Source organism: Aliiglaciecola sp. NS0011-25 (genome assembly GCF_040370605.1).
Classification (GTDB): Bacteria; Pseudomonadota; Gammaproteobacteria; order Enterobacterales; family Alteromonadaceae; genus Aliiglaciecola; species Aliiglaciecola lipolytica_A.
This window is the reverse complement of sequence record NZ_BAABWR010000010.1, coordinates 57,259-78,045: the sequence shown is the minus strand read 5'-3', so window position 1 is coordinate 78,045 and position 20,787 is coordinate 57,259. Positions and strand designations below refer to the sequence as shown.

Here is a 20,787-nt window from a genome sequence, read left to right as displayed (position 1 = left end):
AAACGCCGAAAACCCTTAAATTTAAAGGGATGCGGCTAATTTTGCAGGAATAGTGAATAACTATTTAAACTAAGCAATCTGCTGTTTATGCATAAAATTGTGCTACGCCATACAATTTTATGCATCTCTAAAATTGTCTATGGATAGCCGCTTTTGAGGCTGAACTGTTTTGATTAAATTTACTTACAGCGAAATTAGATTCTAACTAGAATTGAGAGTTTATCTAATTCACAAGATCATAAAGCAATCATGATAGTTGCATGAATATGTAAAAAAAATTTTAAAAATTATGGGGATAAACGAATTTACTGAGACGTTTTGATTATTTTTCATCCAAAATTATATCAAAATCTCGCAAATTAGTTTTCTTCAATTCGCCCAAAGCACCTTTAGGAAAGCAAAATTGACGTAGATATATTTTTGCTTCGTCTAAGGAAATCAACTTATTCGATTTAAGAGTTCGATATCGATTGTAGGCTTCACCTTGGGCTAGTACTTTACCAAATGGAGACATTTCGCCTATTTCTTTGTAGTTAGCAAATTCGTTCATGGCTTCAACAAAAACCAGTCGTTTGAATGGCATCCGCGAAATGAGCTCTGTGCTTAGTGAATAACCATAGGTAGTTAACGCATTGAGTAAAAACGTTTCTGAAGGTACAACTTCCCCCAACGCAAAATGTTCATCTCTCTTGCGCTCATTTTGCGCTTCGAGTACCGCTTCTCTGTGCACCTGCTCAAATAATTTAAAAAATAGGCGCACTATTACTATTTTACCGAAGTCATGGAATAACCCCAGTAGAAAGGCATTATAACTATCTAGTTTATTCAATTGCGCTAACTTTTTACATGACATCGCTGTACCAATAGACGCATCCATCATTTGCACTTTGATTTTTGGAAAAGGATCGGTAATTTGCGGTAAACAACGTCGAAATGCTATGGAAGGGATCAGCATCTTAATATTCTCAACGCCTAGATAGCTTAACGCGGTTTTTAAACTTTCAACTACAACTACTTTGCCATTTGAGTCTACTCTACGATATTTAGGGGTATTGATAAGCCTAATCAATTCATCATAAAGCCAAGGCATTCCAGCCGCTATAGGTTCAATTTTGCTGATGGAAGTTGATTTGGCCGCCAGCGAATCAAGTAGTGCGGGCAGGTTGTGGTCAAAGCCTAACACTTCGTTGAATAGTTTATCAGTATCTTCGAGTTGAGCTTCTAAGCGCTTGATAACCTCATTATGAACCATGTTTTGGATATCTTGCACATAGTTAGTGTGAGAACGTCGATTGAGCTCTTTATCATGTCTAGCTTGTTTCTCAACTTGCAGCAGTGTGCGCTGAGCTTCACTATTCGCGGGCAATTCAACATCCTTTGTTTCTGTACCTGCTCCCATATGCTGCTGGGCTAATTTTAGGCTAATAGTCAGGTAATCAAAGCGTAGGTTGATTTCGTTTTTTAATGCCAAAAGTTCGCTCATTGATTCTTCTTATTGCCGTTGAATTAGGTTTGGGATGTACTATTGTAAATTAGCAGACTTGTAGAGTTGAAAAAACACTTTAAATAGTTTCGTTTGTAGCTAACCACCATCTATCGGCAATCTTAACAAAATTACTTAATAATTTATGCCCTACTTTAGTTAAAAGTGACTCAGGGTGGAACTGCATGCCCATTAATGGCCAAATTTTGTGCTCTATCGCCATAGGTTCGAACTGGCTAAATTCTTCACACCAAGCGGTAATATCAAACTCTTTCGGTAATGAATCGCAATTCAGTATCAAAGAATGATAACGAGTGGCAATAAATGGGTCTTCAATATTTTCGAAAAGGGGGGTTGAGTTATGGCGAATACTGGAGGTTTTACCGTGCATTATGTGTTCGGCCACTTCCACTTTTGCACCGAATATTTGTCCGATTGCTTGATGTCCTAAACAAACCCCAAGAATAGGGATCTTGCCTGCAAAAGTGCGAATAGCTTCTAGTGTGACTCCCGCTTCATTGGGCGTGCAAGGCCCAGGGGAGAAAACCAAATATTGCGGTGCAAGTTGGGCAATTTGCTCACAGGTTATCTGGTCATTTCTCACTACCTGCACTTCGACATTCAATTCTCGGAAGTAACGAGCAAGGTTATGAGTAAAAGAATCATAGTTATCGATCAACAATAGCATGACAATTTACTTTCCAAAAAAGGATTACCCGCAGAACCGTAACTTTCCAAAAATGTTTTCCTAATCAGCGCTAAGGCTTTGGTATAAATCCAACTGCTTGGTAAACTTTTTGAATCATTACAGAGGCACGAGCACTGGCTTTTTCAGCTCCATCTCGCATAACCGTATTCAAATAGTCTTGGTCTGAACGTATTTCGTGGAACTTAGCTTGAATAGGTTCTAGCAACGCAACAACCGCATCGGCCACATCACCTTTTAAATGACCATACATTTTGTCCTCGTATTCAGGTACTAAGCTATCAATGCTTTTACCTGTTGCACAGGACAATAACGATAATAAATTGGAAACCCCAGGTTTTTCCTGTTTGTCGAAATAAATGCGCGCCTGCTCATCTGAATCCGTTACTGCACGCTTAATTTTCTTACTAATCTTTTTAGTATCTTCTAATAAGCCAACAAAGTTATTAGGATTCGAATCAGATTTCGACATCTTACTGCTTGGATCCTGAAGACTCATTATGCGGGCACCAAACTCAGGGATAAATGGGTCTGGGATCGTAAACACGTCGCCATATAAGTTGTTGAAACGTGTGGCCACATCGCGGGTAAGTTCTAAATGTTGCTTTTGATCATCACCTACAGGTACTTTATTTGGCTGGTACAATAAAATATCAGCAGCCATAAGAGCAGGGTAGGTCAATAAGCCAGCGTTAACGTTAGCCACATTTTTAGCTGATTTATCTTTGAATTGAGTCATCCTGTTCAATTCACCCATTTGCGTATAGCAATTAAGCACCCAAGCCAATTGCGCGTGCTCTGGCACATGGGACTGCATGAAAATGGTACTCTGACTTGGATCTATTCCACAAGCTAAGTATAAAGATAAACCGTCTAAACAAGCGTTGTAGAGGGCTTTAGGATCTTGACGCACTGTAATTGCATGCATATCGACAATCATATACAAACAATCATTATCTTGTTGCATATCGACCCATTGGCGCAATGCGCCCATATAGTTTCCTATAGTCAGTTGTCCAGACGGCTGACAACCACTTAATACAATTGGTTTACTCATATTATAAAATTATCTTCTTAAAGGTTAGAAACACGCTTAAGCCATATTCACTTTGCTTAATTCTGCGCGCATTTGGTCTATGACGTGTTTGTAATCTGGCTGATTAAATATGGCTGAGCCAGCAACAAAAGTATCGGCCCCTGCTTCAGCGATGCTGCGAATATTATCGACTTTTACGCCGCCGTCAATTTGAATTCGAATTTGTTTACCCGATGCTTGTACCCTTTGTTTAACAGATCTGATTTTATCCAGTGTTTGCGGTATGAACTGTTGTCCGCCAAATCCAGGGTTAACTGACATCATTAGAATGAAGTCTAGTTTATCTATTATATGGTCAAGACAATTTAACGGCGTCGCCGGGTTCAGCACTAATCCAACCTCACAGCCACTTTCGATAACTAATTGCACACTTCTATCTAAATGCTTTGTTGCTTCAGGGTGGAAACTGATTCGATTTGCGCCAGCTTTGGCGAAGTCTTCAATCATCTGATCAACAGGCTCTACCATTAAATGCACATCAATCGGCTTTGTTACGCCGTGTTTCACCAATGACTCACACACTAACGGACCTACCGTTAAGTTTGGAACGTAATGGTTATCCATCACATCGAAGTGGACTAGATCTGCACCAGCTTCTATCACACTATCCACTTCGTTTCCTAAACAAGCAAAATTAGCGGAAAGGATAGAAGGAGCAATTAAAAAAGGACTCATTAACTTCTCCAAAAAAATTTGACGATAGTGTAAAGAAAAATGGTTTATGAAAAAAGCGCTAGCGCTCTCAAAGTGGTGCACCAGATTGGTGCTGAAGAACTAATCTGGTGCTTCAATATCACCATAGGTTGCTTTTCAATATAAACTTTATTTATTGATAATTAAATTTTATTAATAAGAAACAATAAGTTACGTTCTTGTAAAGATTGTATAAATAAGCGGCATCAGAATTGCCTTATTGATGCCAGCGACAAAAATAAAATAATAATAATAATAAAAATTAAAACATTGAAAACAATATAAATTTCGGAGAACACATATGAAAACGTTGAAATTGGCCGCATTGGCTGTTGCTGTACTTTCTGCAACCAGTTTTAGTTCCTTAGTTCAGGCTGAGGTTTCAGCTAACTTTGGTGCAACAAGTAACTACATTTGGCGTGGTATGAGTCAAAGCTCTAACGATGTATCCGTTTCTGGCGGTATCGACTACTCAGATGAAAGTGGTTTTTATGCGGGTACTTGGGTTGGTTCAATTGACTGGGGTAACGGTGATGGCACTGAAAACGACTTCTACTTAGGTTACGGCGGTGAGTCTGGTGACTTCGGTTATGATGTTGGTTACATTTATTACATGTATCCTGCAACGGGTTTTGAAGATTCTGATTTCGGCGAAATTTATTTCAACGGTACATACAAAGCGTTTTCTTTTGGCGTAGCTTACACAGTAAACAGTCAATATGACGACGATGCACCTTATGGAACAGGTGACCTTTACTACAGCGTAGGCTATGGTATTGATCTTCCGAATGAATTTGGTCTTGGTTTAACATACGGTTATTATGACTTTGACAGTGATGACGAAGTATACGGCGATGTTGATTTTGGTCACTTCCAAATTGATCTATCTAAAGGTGATTTTACATTGAGCCTTTCAAAAGCAGATGATGAATCAGGTGATGACGATACTAAATTCGTTGTTAGCTGGGGTACATCGTTCTAATTTATTAGTTAAATTGAAACGCCTTAAGAGCCAACTTTCGAGTTGGCTTTTTTGCGTTTATGGTTAAATAAAGCTGCTTTGAAATGAATGTAGGTTGTCGTAAATTCTAAATACTTAGGACAAGCGACATAAAATTGGGATAAAAGATAGTTGTTCATTTTATCAACACACGTATAATAGGGCGTAATGGCTTTAATCTAAGGTGGTTACATGAACAGGAAGTTGAAAGCAGTTTTTTCAATTGGTACGGTTATGTTTGGCATGGTTTTTATGCTCAAAACTCAGCTTTCAAACACCGATGATTTCTGCCAAAACATTGATGTAATTGAATTTAATCAAAACCTACCTATCTCACATCCAATTAATCGATGCGCCTCAGCTAATCAGAAAAACGTGAGTTGGACGAGTTGGTTTTCTGGACGATCTGGCTATAAATTCCATTATCTAGACTTGCTAGAGCTACTTTCTAGAGCCGCAGATAACAAGTCTACTGTTCCATCGGGTGCACAGTAATTGTCAGAGCCTAAGCAAAACAACAGCCTTTGGGGCGTTTTTAAAAGCGTCGCTGCCAGTGTTTTTGGTGTGCAATCACACCAAAATTATGAGCATGACTTTCAGCAAAAGTCCTTCGTTCCATTTCTCTTGGTTGGTGTGGTCTTCGTGATTGCGTTAATTCTCGGCTTAGTTGCCGTGGTCAATATCGCGCTCAATTAACCTAACCACTAAACCTACTTGTCATCAGCAGAACTAGGTATAAAGGGCCAGTAGCTCACCCACTTTTACTCTTTTATCGCCTTTTTGACTGATAGTTCGCTTTACCATCAAACTTGTTATATCTGCTTGAGAATAAATTTCTCGGGTAAAAGGTGTATCGTGATTACTTATTAAAACACTGACCGACTTTTTCTTTGCATTATGCTTTGCTAATTTGGCTAACAATAACTGCTCATCTAACGAAAACCCATTCTTGGAATATTGGGTGAAGTTAGCGGTTAAACTAATTGGTGCGTACGGCGGATCGCTATAGATGACATTTCCCGATCTAGCGCGCGCAAAAGTATGTTGAAATGGCTCACAGGTAAAGGTGGCCTTTTGCGATTTTTCAGCAAAATAATATAGTTCTTTTTTCGGGAAATAAGGTGCTTTGTATCGACCAAAAGGCACATTAAATCCGCCAGACAAATTATATCTGCAAAGGCCGTTATAGCCGTGTCGATTTAGATATAAAAACAGAATCGATTTAAAAAATAGATCATCAGAGTGATTAAACTCTTTACGCAATTCGTAGAATCTTTTTTCCTGATTATTCGAGGGGCTAAAAAGCTTTTCAGACTCTTTGATAAAATATTCTGCCTGCGTTTTGATAATAGAGTAAAGGTTTATGAGATCAGGATTGATATCATTCAAAACGTATTGAGGGTATTCGGTGTTTAAGAAAACAGAACCGGCACCAACAAAAGGTTCGATCAACTTGTTACCTTGGGGTAAACGTTGGCAAATTTCGTCAATCAGTCCGTATTTTCCGCCTGCCCATTTCAGAAATGCCCGATTTTTGTTTTTCTTCATGTCCGCTTTTTGGTGTAACTACAACGAGGTTATTGCTGAGGTACTGCCAATTCTACCTTAATTTGTTTAACTGATTTAGCAAAAGGAACTGTTTTGTCAATGCTATCGGGTAAGGAGGCCGTATACTGCCGCGCTTGTTGAACATTGGCAAAGGTTTTTTTGAAAATTACCACATGCCAATCACCACCAAAACGTTGAGTGGTGTATATCCAGCTGGTTTCTTGTAAACCATGCTGAGTTATGAATCTCTCGGCCACGGCTGGGTCGCTCATTGAAGCCAATTGTAAAACGAAAAGGTTATCATCCAATTCAAGAATAGGGTGTTTAGCTGGTGGCAATACTAACTTAGCTTGTTCCGCTTTTGTTGCTCGCTCTTGTTGTTCTGCCTGTTTAGATTGTTTTTCTTGTTTGACCTGTAATTGCTGCTTTTCAACTTCTTGTTGCCAGCTAGTAACAAGCTCTTGAGAATGGTCAACGGGTAACTGTTGTTCGCTGTTTTCTAGCTGCAACGATTGGCTAACTTCATCCTGTTGTTGCTCTATTTGCTCTATTTGCTCTGTTTCTTCTACGTTAGGTAAGTCACTCTCTAACGGCATGTTGTCGTCTAATTGAATAGATTCCAGGGACTGCGTAACGTCGATTACTTGCTCTTCTGCAAGCTCGTCAACAGGCTCATCGACAACCGTGTAATGTGGGTCGACAAACTGTTTTATTTCGTTTGGATACTGCCAAAATACCAACATCGAAAAAATACCTAAAAAGACCATTCCCGCTAAAATTTTGAACAGTGGTTTAGTGATTATTGACTCGGATTCTGCGTCGACTGTCGTCTTGAATCGTTGATCAATCTCCGCTCTTTTTTGGCTGATACTTTGACTATAGCTTTGCGTAAATTGATTCGTCGTGACAATTTCAGAGCTCAGTAATATCGGCAAATGTTGATTATCTTTGGCCAAGTTTGACTTCGCCGATTCCGTCCACTCTGGACTACCGAATAACAATACATTTAGATGATGACCTTTTTGCAGGTCCTTATTTTTTAGAACTAAACTCCAAAGCTCGTTTAACAACTTTGTTGATATGTGTTGTGCCGCACAGATACAAAGCAATATTGGACCGGCGTCTTTGGATATGTGCTGAATTAGTTGCTCATCAAGTGGTACGTTGGGCGAAAGAGGGTGGCTGACCAATTGACGGTATATTTCGTTTCTATAATCTGAATCACGAAGTGTGCTCTCACCATTGATAAAAGCAACTTCAGTGTTTTCGTGCTGTTTGGCTATAAATTGCTGTAATGAGGATTGCTGTTGCGACAAACTTTCACAGCTAATAAATATGAGCTGAGACGAGTATGAAACTAAATATTCCAGTCGACTATGCAACTCGTTTATGGCCACAATCCCTTCTCTTAGCTATTCAATATATTTTGTAATATGTCGGGTTCTATATCTTTAGTAACGACGGCTTTGCCAATGGCTGTAGGAATTATGAACCTAATCGCGCCAGATAGCACTTTTTTGTCGTGTTGCATGTGTTGCATGAAAATATCGTAATTCATGTGCTCAGGGGCGTTTATGGGCAGATCAAATAACGCAATAAGCTTAATCATTCGCTCTAAATCTGATTTTGATATCCAATTCTTGTTGTAGGCGACTTCAGCCGCTAGCACCATGCCGCAACCAACGGCCTCACCGTGCAACCAATTGCCATAACCTTGCTCGGCTTCTATAGCATGACCGAAAGTATGACCTAGGTTCAACAGTGCGCGAATACCGTGCTCTTTTTCGTCTTTAGAAACGATCTCAGCTTTTATTTCGCAACAACGGTGTACTACGTATTTCAAATGCTCAGATGAGAGGTCTTTCAAGGCTTGGGCGTTTTCTTCTAACCAACTGAAAAATTCGGCATCGTAAATGATTCCATATTTGATCACTTCGGCCATTCCTGCTGCAAACTCTCTTGCTGGCAGGGTTTTTAAGGTATCGATATCAATGACAACAGATTTCGGCTGATAGAAAGCTCCGATCATGTTTTTACCCAAAGGGTGATTAACGGCTGTTTTGCCGCCCACCGATGAGTCCACTTGAGATAGTAGCGTAGTAGGAACTTGAATAAAGGGGATGCCCCGTTGAAAACAGGCCGCAACAAATCCAGTTAAGTCGCCAATTACGCCGCCGCCCAATGCAATCAGCGTTGTGTCTCTTGCCGCATGCTGTTCTAAAAGTTGGGTTGTTACGGCTTCGAATTGAGTAAGGTTTTTGTGTTGTTCACCATCTGGCAAACAAACAACCTTCACGTCTACACCATCTAACGCGCTTAATAACGAATTCAAATAAAGAGGTTCGACGATCTCGTTAGTAACGACTATCGCCTTGCCACTTTGAATTTGGTCTTTAAACGAATCTTTGGAAGTCAGTAAACCTGAATCTATATTGATTGGGTAACTACGCTCACCCAACTCTACTCTAATTGTTGACATGAGCGCACAACCTCTTGTGTGAAACGGTCTTATTAAAGTCCGATTTTATCTATGATTTGGCTAGCGACTGCTCTTGCGCTTTGATCATCAGTATCGACAATATAATCTGCCACTTCCTCATAAAGAGGATTGCGAGATTCTGCAAGTTCGCGTAAAACCATTTCCGGATCATCTTTTTGCAATAAAGGACGGCGCTTGTCTCGTTGAGTACGAGCAACCTGTTTGTCTATGGTTGTTTGCAAATAAACCACAATGCCTCTGGCGGACAAACGATTACGGACATTTTTACTGACAATAGAGCCACCACCGGTCGCTAAAACAATACCTTGTTTGTCAGTCAAATCGTTAATCACGGTCTCTTCTCTAAGCCTAAAACCATCTTCGCCTTCTAAATCAAATATCCACGCGATATCCGCGCCAGTGCGGCGTTCAATTTCCTGATCGGAATCAAAAAACTCAAGATGAAGTTCGTCGGCAAGATGCCTTCCTATCGTGCTTTTGCCAGCCCCCATAGGACCAACAAGAAAAATATTACGCTTTTCTGCCATTTTTGCTTTTATCACAACTTTAGTTAACTGGGGTTTTGCAGCCCAATTTGAATTATTCCAATTACGTAAAAGTCCCATTTAATCAATTAGATAATTAAATAAAATTGACTCGATTCGTTTAAGTAATTGGTCTGAACATGACCTCGTCGAAATTTCGAGAGCGCGATTATCTCAGTTATATGCTGAAATTTGCAAGTTTTGTTGCTTTTAATTTGTTCCAAGATTAAATCTATTGCTGTAAAGATGCCTTATCTGCGTCCATTGTCGCGGTTAACAAACCCTAAAATATGTCAAAAATGGATAAATAAAACAGTAAGCAGGGACAATCTAGCGATTCATACAGAGTCTAATGTTGATTGCGTTAAACTTGAACCTAAATTTGCCAGACACAATCAAAAAATCTCAAAATATTCAATTGGCTGATACATGACTTAGCTGTAAAAAAGGGCAATAACATTGCCCTTAAGTCGTCAAAAATAAAATCGGTGAATTGGTTATAGGGAATCAACCAAAATTTTAGGTGTAACGAAAATCAATAGTTCACGTTTTTCATTTACCTTTTGAGAATTACGGAACAGGCTACCGACAACTGGCAAGTCTCCCAACAGCGGTATCTTAGACACGTCATCAGTTGATGTCTGTTGGAAAATCCCCCCTAGTACAATGGTCTCACCATTTTCTACCAATACCTGAGTGCTGATCTCTTGGGTATCGATTGCTACCGCCGGTCCAGTCGAAGTGGAGACAGTTTCACCGCGAGTATCTTGAGTTACGACCAAATCCAAAATGACACGATTGTCAGGAGTGATATGCGGTGTAACTTTTAAACTTAATACCGCTTTTTTGAATTCTACAGAAGTCGCGCCACTTGATGTTGCTTGTACATAAGGAATTTCAGTACCTTGTTCAATATAGGCTTCCTGCTGATTGGCCACTGTAATTCGTGGGCTAGCAATAATTTCACCTTTATTTTCGGTCTCCAGCGCGCTTAGTTCTAAATCAATGATGGTACCATCGACCAGTCTAGCGATTTGAATTCCAATGCTGCCCGCAGGATTAGAGACTGGGAGATTAACGTTTAACCTATCAGCCAAATCAGGGAATATGCCAGCGGCGATGTCGTTCGCGCCTTCTAACGAGCCAGAAATACCGCCATCGGAAGTGCTGTCACTGATGCCCCATCTAACGCCAAGTTGCTCATCGACATTATCTCGTACGGTAACCATTCTTGACTCGATTAACACCTGTTTGATGGGAATATCCAGCGCTTTTATCAATGCACGAGCTTCCTCAACAGAGGCCGCGGTATCACGTAGCAATACTGTATTGGTGCGCTCATCAATGGTTACTGAGCCTCTTGCACTGAGAATACTGGCATCAGCAGATTTTAGAATCGCTGCCATTTCAGCTGCCTTGGCATAGTTTATTTGAATATTTACCGCGCTCAGAGGTGCTAAATCAGCCACTTGTTGTTTAGATTGTAATTGCTGTGTTTCTCGGGCTGTGAGTTCTTCAGAAGGGGCGATAAGAAGAATATTACCTTCAAGACGTTTGTCTAGGCCTTTAATTTTTAGAATCATCTCAAGAGCTTGATCCCATGGCACCCCAGATAAACTAATGGTTACATTGCCATTTACCGTGTCTGTGGTAACTAAATTGAACCCGTTCACCTGTGCAATAATTTGCAATACTTGTCGAACAGGGACGTCTTGGAAGTCTAATGAAATCGGCTCACCGGTAAAGGCTGATTCGGCTTTACTAGCTTCTGGTTGATCGTCTTTTTCAATTTCAATTACTAACTGATTGCCATTCTTTTTATGGGTAAAGTTAGCTTTGCTGAGTAATTTAAATTCAATTTTACTGCCTTTCGTTTCCTGAAAGGTTTCTATATCGGATACTTGTGTGGCGAAGTCTATTACATCAAGGGTGAATAACTGGTCATCAGCAAGTTTGACCGCAGGCAGGGTTAAAATCAGCTTTTGATTTCCTTGCGATAACTGCATTTGGAAATCAGCATTATTAAAATCTAAAGTGACACGTGCACCGCCGGTTGAATTGCGTTTGAAATTGAGATCGGTCAACTCGGAACGAAAAACACTCGCCACCTTCTTTTCTGGGTCAACTAATACTGGCTGAACTTGTTGGGCCGCTGAATTAAACGAAACGCAAGATATTCCGGCAAGTACTAAACTCAGCCAAATCCAATTATGCTTAGCTTTATTTAGTTTATGATTAAAGATAAAACGTTCAGACATTATTATTTTCTCCTGCCTGTGAAGACATACTCAGTGTTGCTTTATTTTTTTGCCAGCATCCGGCGCCATCAGGCAGCATTTCTTCGATTGAAATATTACCATTGTTGATCGATGTAATTTTTCCGAAGAACAAACCTATGTAGTCTCCTGTCGTGACTTTATGTAACGAACCATCATTGGCTGTTACTAAGGCCCACTGTCGTCCTTGACTGGTAAAAGTACCAGAGATCGTTAGTGCATCTAATCCAAATGCCTCCAATGGACCCTTGGTTCTGTTGAAGTCAGGCTGCAAACAGTTTTCGCGTTTCGCTTCAACCGTTTGTACCGCTACATTTCGAGGTCGCTTAAATGGACTGCGGAGTCCTCCCGCTTTGTATTCAAAAGCAGGTTGGGTTTTAAATTCGGGGTAGGGTTCTATGCTAATAGAGGTGCTTTGCTTAACTTCGACCACATAGGTTACCAAGTCATCCGTTTGTGCCTCACAACCTGCCAGCATGACAACAGCCATTATCAAAACGATTATTTTCATTGGCCTTGCTCCGAAACCGCTGTGCGATATGTCTTGGCTTGAAGTTGTAAACGTAATTCAGAACCCTGTTGAGTGATATCAAAGTTATGTAAAGTCACAATCCGCGGTAATGCTGCAATGTTAGATACAAATTGGCCAAATTCATGGTAATTACCGGTGACTTCCATTTGAATCGGTAATTCAGTATAAAACTCTTTAGGAATTTCTTGTTGCCAGTTAATCAGTTTGAAATTCAATCCTGCAGTCGTGCCCACAAAGGTAATGTCATCAATGAGGCCAGGTGTCTCGTTACTGGTAGGCAGTGATTTTAACATTGACGAAAAGTCAGCTTCTATTCTGGCTAGCTGTTCTTCATAGGCTTTTAGATTAACCGCAATTCTGTATTTAGCGGCAAATGTCTGTTTTAACTCTACTTCTTCGGCTTGGGTTCTATCTAACACAGGTAATTTAGAGGAGATTAATCCGTAATAACCACCGACCGCGACTAAAATCGCTACAAAAAGCGCAACTACGGTTTTCACTTCGAATGGCCAATTCGCGACCTGTTCGAAATCCAGTTCGTTCATCTCTTTGAGTTTATTTACATCAAATTTCATTTTTGACCCTCTGCTGGTGTTTCAGAGAAGTCCGGTGCCACTGAGGAGTTTATGGTAAATGTTAATTTAAACTCGCTGACTGCATCGGGCGCTGAGGTATCAGCCACAATGGATGATAATTCACCCTGACCAAATATCTTCGAATCTTCAATCCTGCGCATAAATGAAGATAGGCGGTTATTCGATTCGCTTACCCCGGATAACTCCACGGTATTGCCTTGACGGGAGAAGGAGCGAAACGAAACACCTGGGGGAACCAAGCGAGCCAGTTCATCAAATACGATAGGCGCAACGTTGCGACTGGTTTGTAATTGTTCAATCAAGGCCATGCGTTGTTCAATGGCTTTCTTGCTGTCTTTAATATCTTTTATTTTGGCTATTTCTGCATCTAAAACCGCGATTTGACCTTGTAGAAAAGCGTTACGTTGGTTTTGGCTGGCAATCTTGCTATCGATTAACATGCCCACCAGATACACAATAATCATCACAAACAGTGCGACTGCAAATAATAGTGTTAAAAAATCTTTTTTCTGTCTCTGTCTAAGCTCTTCTCGCCATGGTAATAGATTTACATGTGACATGGTTTGAAACTCCTAGATGCTAAACCAGCTGCAATCACTAGTTGTGGTGCAACTTTTTGAAAACCTTGCTGTTCAGCTTTTTCAGAGATTTGCATTTGTTCAAATGGGTTGAAAAGGGTGACTTCCACTGCCAATTCACCTTCAAGTGCCGCGGCAATTTCTTCTATATTTGCCCCGCCACCACAAACCATCAAAGATTCTGGCCTCTCAGCGCCAGTTGAACTGATATACATTTGTACTGCTTTGCTGATGTGTTGATTTAAGTTCGCTAAAAATATTGGGAAGGTATCTTCGCGCCATGTTGCAGGTAACTCACCGTTTACTAATTGCTGTTCAGTTTCTGATTTATCTAAGGTATGGATTATGCTGAGATCTTGAATAAGGCTGTTCATACCAAAACTGTGTTCTTTACTATAAATAACTCTGTCATTTTCTACGACACAGAGTTGTAATTGAGAGGCACCAATATTAAAACACAATATTGGTTTATCTGCGGGATATTCAGCGAACTCGATAATTGCATTACCCAAAGCATAATTTTCAATATCGACGATTTTAGGAACAAATTCCACTTCTCTTAATAATGTGATGCGACTATCGACCACATCTTTATGGGCTGCGCTGAGCAACACATCTACTTTACCGATGTGAGTTTTACTCTCACCTAACTCTTCAAAATCCAGATATACTTCCTCTAACGGATAAGGAATTAGACTATCAGATTCGATTTCTATTTGGGTTTCTAACTCGAAGTCCTGTTGATCTGGATCCATATAAACTATTTTACTCAATACCGAACTGCCAGATATCGCGACTACTACATTTTTATTTTTGCTTTTCAGTGACAACTTCACTTTTTTGAGCACATTGCTTATGGCGTCAAAATCTTTTATTTCTCTGTCAGCAAAGGCATTGCCGTTTATCTGCTCACATGCGAAACTCTGCACCTTAGTCTGGTTGCCATCTTGTTCAAACAAAACAGCCTTAACGTACCGTGTACCGATATCGAGACCTATCATTTGTGAAGCTTTTTTCTTGAAAAGTTCTTTCAACACAGTTAGTTCCGAATCATCTTAGTTGCTTTAGTTTTACCATTATTACTCATTTTTTTGTTTTTAATGGTTCTAATAACGGTACATAGGTATAAAATATAAGTCATTTAGTCAATTTTGCTCTGGTAGTTTTATTTTTGTGAAGTACATCAAACTGTTATTAATAATGAGTATAGCCGCATTTCTGCTAGGTACGATAGCGATTGTAGGTATGTACTTTTATATCAAACCCGATCTTCCAAGTGTTGAAGTGCTAAAAGATGTGCGCTTACAAACCCCCATGAAGATTTATACACAAGACGGCAAACTAATTTCACAGTTTGGGGTCAAGCGTCGTATTCCGTTAGAGTTAGATGAAGTCCCGCAATCATTAATAAATGCCGTACTTTCTATAGAGGATAGTCGCTTTTACGAACACCCTGGTATAGATCCTATCGGCATAGCGCGGGCTTTTGTTAATTTAGTCTTAACCGGCGAACGTGGGCAAGGTGGTAGTACCCTCACGATGCAGCTAGCCAGAGGCTTTTTCTTAACCCGTGATAAAACCTATATACGTAAAATAAAAGAGATCTTTATTGCTTGGCACATGGAAGGTTTGCTCAGTAAAGATGAAATCTTAGAGCTGTATTTAAACAAAATTGAATTGGGGCATCGTGCCTTTGGGTTTGGTGCTGCTGCTCAAGTATATTTCGGAAAATCCGTTAATGAGCTCAGTTTAGCTGAAGTAGCGACTATTGCTGGACTGCCTAAAGCGCCTTCTACTTTGAATCCAATTTCCAGCCCAGAAAGAGCGAAAGCGCGTCGTCGAGTCGTATTGTTAAGAATGCTCGATGAGGAATATATTACCCGTGAAGAGTTTGATCAGGCCAGCAATGAAACTGTCATTTCTAAACGCCACGGTGCTGAGATTCAGTTAGATGCGCCTTATTTGGCCGATCTTATTTATAATGAAATGGTTGAATTGTATGGCAAAGAAGAAGCTGAAACTGGCGGATATCAAGTTTTCGCTACCGCACCTTCGGATTTGCAGTTTGCCGCACAAACAGCAGTAATACGTAATTTACATGATTATGATGAAAGACATGGTTATCGTGGTCCTATTCGCGTGTTATGGGGAGAGCCAGATGACAATCAAAGCCTAAACAACAGTGAAGATCAAAATACTGAATTGGTAGCCTTGGATTCTGAGCCTTGGGACGAATCACAAATGCTAGAGGTTTTGGACGCTTACACGCCAATTGGAGTGCTCTACCCAGCAGTTGTTACTCAGGTTGATGAAACCAGTTTTGTGGTTTTTAATGGCCAAGGAAATTATCAAACTATCGAATGGCAGGGTATGCATTGGGCAAGAGCCTACATTGACGACAATCGCCAAGGACCGGATCCTAAAAGTGCTGCTGACATTGTGGCTGCAGGTCAATTGATCTGGATTAGGCAAAACGAGGAAGGGATCTGGAAATTGTCGCAATTGCCAACGGTGAGTGGTGCTTTTGTGGCACTGGATCCTAAAAACGGTGCGGTGCAGGCAATCGTCGGTGGATATAGTTTTTATCAGAGTCAATTCAATCGCGCGACTCAAGCTAAAAGACAAGTAGGCTCGAATATTAAACCTTTCATATATTCCGCAGCAATAGAACAGGGTTACACCTTAGCAAGTATTATTAATGACGCTCCTATCAATCAGTGGGATGCAAGTACTGGCACAGCATGGCGGCCACAAAACTCGCCAGCTGTGTATGACGGACCAATTCGAATGCGGGTCGCCTTGGGCAAATCGAAAAACGTAGTGTCAGTGCGTTTATTACGGGCAATTGGTATTAATGCCGCGGCTGACCATCTGAGTAAATTTGGTTTTGACCGCGCTGAAATTCCGAAAGATGAAACCTTATCACTAGGTTCAGGTTCACAAACTCCCCTAGAGGTTGCTACTGCAATGTCGGTTATTGCCAATGGCGGTTATTATGTGCGCCCTCATTTTATTCAACGTATTGAAGATGAGCACGGCAAAATATTGTGGCAAGCTAATCCTCCGCAAGTGTGTGAAGAATGTGAAACTCACAATGCTGAGCAAACATCTGTAACCAATGCATCAGAGCTTAATTCAGAGGAGCTCACAGAGCAGCAAATCGAGGCTTTGTTGGCGGCTGAATTAAACGGTTTCCCAGAAGAAGAAGCCGATTCTCAGCCTGAAATAATCCAAGCCCAAAGAGTGGTGTCTGCGCAAAATACCTTTTTAGTGCGCGAAATGATGCGTACAGCTGTTCGAGGAAATGGTCGATGGAGCAATGATCCCCAGCGCAATACCTATTGGCTTGGCACTGGCTGGCGGGCGAGAAACATTCTTGGTCGCACCGATCTGGCGGGTAAAACCGGTACAACCAATGACTCTCGGGATACTTGGTTTAGTGGTTTTGCGCCAGGGTTAGTGGCTACTTCTTGGGTTGGTTTTGATGATATGAGTCGCATGCTAGGCCGTACATCTCGTAACCAGAATTTGATAAACGAAAATCCTGAAAAATTTAACTGGATTGGCAACGCCATGATCGGCGCGGAAGATGGCGCGAAAGCAGCTCAACCTGCATGGATTCGCTTTATGGAAAAAGCGCTTGATGGTGTGCCTCAAGAAATTAAACCTATGCCTGAAAATATCATCACGGTTCGAATTGATAGAGCAACGGGTAAACTCACAACACGTACAGATTATACGTCTATGTTTGAATATTTCATAAAGGGTACCGAGCCAACCTCTTCAGTTCAGTCTGACTCTGTTGTTGATCCCTTTGAAAGCGATCAATCCGAAAGTGTGGAACCTGAGGATATTTTTTAGATCCGATAGGGAAGTTTCACTTTTCAAACGTATATATAAGAACAAATGTTCCTTACTCCTAAGTTCGCTAATGTAAATTGGTAGCTAACTTAGGAGCCGGAGGCGCATTTAAATTGAGCGAAAATGGATGAGTTATTAGATAAATAATTCTGATGCACATCTGACCAGACAAATTGATACTGAGTTTAGCTGAATATTCGTTAAACTTGCTATTACTTGACACCTAATCACTTTAAATCCTCTTGATAACAAAGAGAAAACTGGAAAAAAAATACCTCTAATGAGCAATACTTCTAAATACTTGTATATTCCCCATTCTGGCCCTTCACTACTTGAGACGCCGCTGTTAAATAAAGGTAGTGCGTTTACCGCCAAAGAACGTGAAAACTTCAATTTGACCGGTTTGTTGCCGCCACGCTATGAAAGCATTGAAGAGCAGGTCGAACGGGCTTATATGCAATATTCCAGTTTTTCCTCACCCATTAACAAGCATATTTATTTGCGCGCGATACAAGACAATAATGAAACCTTGTTTTATCGATTAGTGCAGTCTCATATCGATGAAATGATGCCGATTATTTACACCCCGACGGTTGGGGATGCTTGCGAACAGTTTTCGGATATTTATCGCAGTTCTCGTGGTTTATTTATTTCATATTCTGAACGAACGCAAATAGACGATATTCTGCGTAATGCCACTAAACGTAAAGTAAAAGTCATTGTGGTAACTGATGGTGAGCGGATCTTGGGCTTAGGTGACCAAGGTATTGGTGGAATGGGTATACCCATTGGTAAATTGTCACTGTATACCGCATGTGGCGGAATTAGTCCTGCGTATACTTTACCGGTGATGTTGGATGTAGGGACAAATAATCAAAAATTGCTCGACGATCCTATGTACATGGGCGCACGTCATAAACGTATTACTGGCGATGAATATAATGAATTTGTCGATATGTTTATTCAAGCAGCCCACAAACGTTGGCCTGACGTTTTGATTCAGTTTGAAGACTTTGCACAGCCTAATGCCATGCCATTATTGGAACGTTACCGTGAGCAGGTCTGCTGTTTTAACGATGATATTCAAGGTACAGCAGCGGTTACTCTAGGTTCAATCCTCGCAGCTTGTTTGAGCAAAGGTGTTAAATTAAGTGCGCAAAAAGTGGTATTTGTGGGTTCAGGTTCTGCAGGATGTGGTATTGCAGAAATGATCATCAGTCGTATGTGCCAGGAAGGAATTAGCGACGCTCAAGCTAGACAGCAAGTGTTCATGATTGACCGCTTTGGCTTGTTAACTGATGGTATGCAGGGCCTTCGCGACTTCCAGCAAAAGTTAGTACAAAATCCTGAAGTGATTAAGCAGTGGAATACTGAAAATGAATGGGCGAGCTTGTTAGACGTAGTTACGCATGCAAAACCAGACATTCTAATTGGGGTTTCCGGACAGCCAGGTCTATTTACTGAAGAAGTTATTCGCGGAATGAAAGCGAATTGTGATTTGCCGATTATTTTCCCATTAAGTAATCCATCCCGTCAGGTTGAAGCAAGACCCGAGCAAGTTATTGAATGGACCAACGGCCAAGTTATTATCGCTACCGGAAGTCCCTTTGCTCCTGTTGCATATAACGGCAGTATTTTCCCCATTGCCCAATGTAATAATAGTTATATCTTTCCAGGAATTGGTTTGGGTGTGGTGGCCACAAAAGCTCGATTGGTCAGTGAAGAAATGTTAATGGCAACCAGTGAAGCCTTAGCACTTGCTTCGCCACTAGCAAGTGAAGGTGAGGGATCTTTGTTACCGCCTTTAACCGACATTGCTAGTCTGAGTAAAAAGATTGCATTTGCAGTAGGCAAGGTTGCGCAACAACAAGGTTTGGCTTTAGAGACCTCTGACGAAGCTTTACGAGCTAGTATTGAAGCTAATTTCTGGAACCCTAAATATCGTCAATACAAACGTACTAGTATTTAATCGATTTACTGCCAACTATTTATGTTAAATAGTTGGCAGTGTTGTCGCAGTCAAATAGTTTCGCAATTTGAGCTCAGCCCACATCAAGATAAGAAGGCTGTTTATTTATCAAGGGCCATTACAAATACTTTCGAATTTCTTTGAAAGTTATATAACAACTTTTTCGATTCAGGCAGCGCATCAATGCTGGCCAAAACGAATCCTTGTTCTTGAAACCAATGTGCAGTCACTGTCGTCAGCACAAAAATACTCTCTAAACCCTGCTCAATGGCATCTTGTCGAATTGCTTCGAGCAGACGTTCAGCACGACTTTTGCCGCGATAATCACCATGGGTAGCAACACAGGCAAGCTCACCAGTACCATCCTGCGGGTAAGGATAAAAGGCAGCACAGGCGATAATCATACCGTCTCGCTCTATGACCGTGAACTGTTCAATTTCCGCTTCAAGGAGTTCTCGAGAACGTTTAACCAGAATACCTTTTTCTTCGAGAGGATTGATCAGTTGTAGGATCCCGCCCACATCTTCAATTCGTGCTTTTCTAAGTTGCTCGTAATGGCGTTTAGAAACAAGCGAGCCTGAACCGTCACGAGTGAACAACTCCTGCAATAAGGCGCCGTCCTTTTTGTAACTGACACAGTGACAGCGAGGAATATCAGCGGCTATTGTCTGGTTAATGGCATCCAATATTCCTAACTGGTCTTCTCTGGCACCTTCTTCAAGCAAATCAGATAATTGGGCTGAATCGATATTACGACGCAGCTTCCCTGTTTCATCTAAAATGCCCTGATGTTCAGAAAAAACAATCAACTTATCGGCGTTTAAGCTGATGGCAGCTTGTGTGGCGACATCTTCATGAGATAAGTTGAAGACTTCGCCCGTAGACGAGTAACCCATGGGTGAAAGCAATACGATTGAACCATCCTGAAGATGATCGTTGATGCCCATCACGTCAATTCGTCTTACCACACCGGTATGCTCAAAATCGACGCCTTCTCTAACGCCCATGGGCATAGCCACAACCAAATTACCAGAACACACACGAATATGAGCTCCGTGCATTGGCGAGTTAGCTAGCCCCATGGTTAATAGCGCCTCGATTTGCGAGCGCACCGAGCCTGCGGCGTCTTTTACAGATTCCAAGGTTTGTTTGTCGGTGAGACGAATATTATTGTTGAAACGTTTTTCAACCCCTCGTAATGCAATGCGCTGATCGATTTGTGGCCTTGCACCGTGCACTAAAACAAGCTTCACACCCAAACTATTGAGCAAGGCTATATCATTGATAATGTTAGGAAAATTAACATCCTCAACGGCCTCGCCACCAAACATTAAAACAAACGTTTTGCCCCTATGAGAATTAATATAGGGTGCTGAGTTGCGAAACAACCTAACGCCATCAATGTCTGACATCACCATCTTTCGT

19 protein-coding genes are annotated in these 20,787 nt (G+C 41.0%); 5 read left to right on the top strand and 14 right to left on the bottom strand.

All coding sequences use genetic code 11. The features are described 5' to 3' along the window. Positions 1-322 precede the first annotated feature (322 nt). From ABWV72_RS10390 to rpe, 4 genes are all read right to left on the bottom strand, one after another. A complete protein-coding gene (locus tag ABWV72_RS10390) occupies positions 323-1,483 on the bottom strand; it encodes an HDOD domain-containing protein (protein ID WP_216048828.1) in 1,161 nt (386 codons plus the stop codon). Between the two features lie 79 nt (positions 1,484-1,562). After that, a complete protein-coding gene (locus tag ABWV72_RS10385; protein ID WP_216048827.1) occupies positions 1,563-2,171 on the bottom strand; it encodes an anthranilate synthase component II in 609 nt (202 codons plus the stop codon). A 70-nt stretch (positions 2,172-2,241) separates the two neighbouring features. Continuing rightward, on the bottom strand, positions 2,242-3,246 hold the full coding sequence (gene trpS / locus ABWV72_RS10380) for a tryptophan--tRNA ligase (RefSeq protein ID WP_216048826.1): 1,005 nt from the start codon (positions 3,244-3,246) through the stop codon (positions 2,242-2,244). A 36-nt stretch (positions 3,247-3,282) separates the two neighbouring features. Further along, a complete protein-coding gene (gene rpe, locus ABWV72_RS10375) occupies positions 3,283-3,960 on the bottom strand; it encodes a ribulose-phosphate 3-epimerase (protein ID WP_216048825.1) in 678 nt (225 codons plus the stop codon). Positions 3,961-4,279: 319 nt separating this feature from the next. Between rpe and ABWV72_RS10370 the strand changes: the two genes are divergently transcribed. The 3 genes from ABWV72_RS10370 to ABWV72_RS10360 all read left to right on the top strand — a co-directional run bounded on the left by ABWV72_RS10370 (position 4,280) and on the right by ABWV72_RS10360 (position 5,674). Continuing rightward, a complete protein-coding gene (locus ABWV72_RS10370) occupies positions 4,280-4,960 on the top strand; it encodes a TorF family putative porin (protein WP_216048824.1) in 681 nt (226 codons plus the stop codon). Positions 4,961-5,170: 210 nt separating this feature from the next. Further along, positions 5,171-5,473: a hypothetical protein gene (locus ABWV72_RS10365; protein ID WP_216048823.1), complete on the top strand. Its 303-nt coding sequence runs from the start codon at positions 5,171-5,173 to the stop codon at positions 5,471-5,473. Beyond that, positions 5,474-5,674, top strand: coding sequence for a DUF2970 domain-containing protein (locus ABWV72_RS10360; RefSeq protein ID WP_342805167.1), 201 nt, complete (start codon positions 5,474-5,476; stop codon positions 5,672-5,674). A 33-nt stretch (positions 5,675-5,707) separates the two neighbouring features. Here ABWV72_RS10360 and ABWV72_RS10355 read toward each other — a convergent pair whose 3' ends face one another. From ABWV72_RS10355 to pilM, 9 genes are all read right to left on the bottom strand, one after another. Further along, positions 5,708-6,526 carry a Dam family site-specific DNA-(adenine-N6)-methyltransferase gene (locus ABWV72_RS10355; protein ID WP_216048821.1) on the bottom strand — a complete coding sequence of 273 codons (819 nt, stop codon included), beginning with the start codon at positions 6,524-6,526 and terminating at the stop codon, positions 5,708-5,710. Between the two features lie 29 nt (positions 6,527-6,555). Continuing rightward, entirely contained in the window at positions 6,556-7,923 is a 1,368-nt protein-coding gene (locus ABWV72_RS10350) for an SPOR domain-containing protein (protein WP_342805165.1), read from the bottom strand. Positions 7,924-7,934: 11 nt separating this feature from the next. After that, positions 7,935-9,005: a 3-dehydroquinate synthase gene (aroB, locus tag ABWV72_RS10345; protein WP_353370395.1), complete on the bottom strand. Its 1,071-nt coding sequence runs from the start codon at positions 9,003-9,005 to the stop codon at positions 7,935-7,937. A gap of 32 nt (positions 9,006-9,037) precedes the next feature. Then, complete coding sequence (gene aroK / locus ABWV72_RS10340) at positions 9,038-9,553, bottom strand: shikimate kinase AroK (protein WP_216049198.1); 516 nt, start codon at positions 9,551-9,553, stop codon at positions 9,038-9,040. 494 nt (positions 9,554-10,047) lie between these two features. Continuing rightward, positions 10,048-11,808: a type IV pilus secretin PilQ gene (locus ABWV72_RS10335; RefSeq protein ID WP_342805161.1), complete on the bottom strand. Its 1,761-nt coding sequence runs from the start codon at positions 11,806-11,808 to the stop codon at positions 10,048-10,050. Continuing rightward, a complete protein-coding gene (locus tag ABWV72_RS10330) occupies positions 11,801-12,337 on the bottom strand; it encodes a pilus assembly protein PilP (RefSeq protein WP_353370393.1) in 537 nt (178 codons plus the stop codon). The genes ABWV72_RS10335 and ABWV72_RS10330 overlap by 8 nt, the downstream gene beginning before the upstream one ends. After that, positions 12,334-12,933: a type IV pilus inner membrane component PilO gene (locus ABWV72_RS10325; RefSeq protein WP_216048816.1), complete on the bottom strand. Its 600-nt coding sequence runs from the start codon at positions 12,931-12,933 to the stop codon at positions 12,334-12,336. Before ABWV72_RS10325 ends, ABWV72_RS10330 begins: the two co-directional genes overlap by 4 nt. Next, on the bottom strand, positions 12,930-13,514 hold the full coding sequence (locus ABWV72_RS10320; protein WP_353370391.1) for a PilN domain-containing protein: 585 nt from the start codon (positions 13,512-13,514) through the stop codon (positions 12,930-12,932). Before ABWV72_RS10320 ends, ABWV72_RS10325 begins: the two co-directional genes overlap by 4 nt. Continuing rightward, complete coding sequence (gene pilM, locus ABWV72_RS10315; protein ID WP_216049197.1) at positions 13,502-14,566, bottom strand: type IV pilus assembly protein PilM; 1,065 nt, start codon at positions 14,564-14,566, stop codon at positions 13,502-13,504. The genes ABWV72_RS10320 and pilM overlap by 13 nt, the downstream gene beginning before the upstream one ends. A gap of 139 nt (positions 14,567-14,705) precedes the next feature. On the opposite strand from pilM, the gene ABWV72_RS10310 reads away from it, so the two are divergent. After that, the gene (locus ABWV72_RS10310; RefSeq protein WP_353370389.1) at positions 14,706-17,393 is read left to right on the top strand and encodes a penicillin-binding protein 1A; all 2,688 of its coding nucleotides are present in this window, start codon (positions 14,706-14,708) and stop codon (positions 17,391-17,393) included. A gap of 280 nt (positions 17,394-17,673) precedes the next feature. Continuing rightward, a complete protein-coding gene (locus ABWV72_RS10305; RefSeq protein WP_216048813.1) occupies positions 17,674-19,362 on the top strand; it encodes an NAD-dependent malic enzyme in 1,689 nt (562 codons plus the stop codon). A gap of 101 nt (positions 19,363-19,463) precedes the next feature. On the opposite strand, the gene argA is transcribed toward ABWV72_RS10305, so the two are convergent. After that, on the bottom strand, positions 19,464-20,780 hold the full coding sequence (gene argA / locus ABWV72_RS10300) for an amino-acid N-acetyltransferase (protein WP_216048812.1): 1,317 nt from the start codon (positions 20,778-20,780) through the stop codon (positions 19,464-19,466). Between the last annotated feature and the right edge of the window lie 7 nt (positions 20,781-20,787).

Coding starts and splice junctions, on each gene's coding strand:
- ABWV72_RS10365 (WP_216048823.1), top strand. CDS start 5,171: ATGAACAGGAAGTTGAAAGCAGTTTTTTCAATTGGTACGGTTATGTTT.
- ABWV72_RS10305 (WP_216048813.1), top strand. CDS start 17,674: ATGAGCAATACTTCTAAATACTTGTATATTCCCCATTCTGGCCCTTCA.
- ABWV72_RS10355 (WP_216048821.1), bottom strand. CDS start 6,526: ATGAAGAAAAACAAAAATCGGGCATTTCTGAAATGGGCAGGCGGAAAA.
- ABWV72_RS10370 (WP_216048824.1), top strand. CDS start 4,280: ATGAAAACGTTGAAATTGGCCGCATTGGCTGTTGCTGTACTTTCTGCA.
- aroK (WP_216049198.1), bottom strand. CDS start 9,553: ATGGCAGAAAAGCGTAATATTTTTCTTGTTGGTCCTATGGGGGCTGGC.
- ABWV72_RS10330 (WP_353370393.1), bottom strand. CDS start 12,337: ATGAAAATAATCGTTTTGATAATGGCTGTTGTCATGCTGGCAGGTTGT.
- ABWV72_RS10335 (WP_342805161.1), bottom strand. CDS start 11,808: ATGTCTGAACGTTTTATCTTTAATCATAAACTAAATAAAGCTAAGCAT.
- aroB (WP_353370395.1), bottom strand. CDS start 9,005: ATGTCAACAATTAGAGTAGAGTTGGGTGAGCGTAGTTACCCAATCAAT.
- ABWV72_RS10320 (WP_353370391.1), bottom strand. CDS start 13,514: ATGTCACATGTAAATCTATTACCATGGCGAGAAGAGCTTAGACAGAGA.
- ABWV72_RS10385 (WP_216048827.1), bottom strand. CDS start 2,171: ATGCTATTGTTGATCGATAACTATGATTCTTTTACTCATAACCTTGCT.
- ABWV72_RS10390 (WP_216048828.1), bottom strand. CDS start 1,483: ATGAGCGAACTTTTGGCATTAAAAAACGAAATCAACCTACGCTTTGAT.
- trpS (WP_216048826.1), bottom strand. CDS start 3,246: ATGAGTAAACCAATTGTATTAAGTGGTTGTCAGCCGTCTGGACAACTG.
- argA (WP_216048812.1), bottom strand. CDS start 20,780: ATGGTGATGTCAGACATTGATGGCGTTAGGTTGTTTCGCAACTCAGCA.
- rpe (WP_216048825.1), bottom strand. CDS start 3,960: ATGAGTCCTTTTTTAATTGCTCCTTCTATCCTTTCCGCTAATTTTGCT.
- ABWV72_RS10325 (WP_216048816.1), bottom strand. CDS start 12,933: ATGAAATTTGATGTAAATAAACTCAAAGAGATGAACGAACTGGATTTC.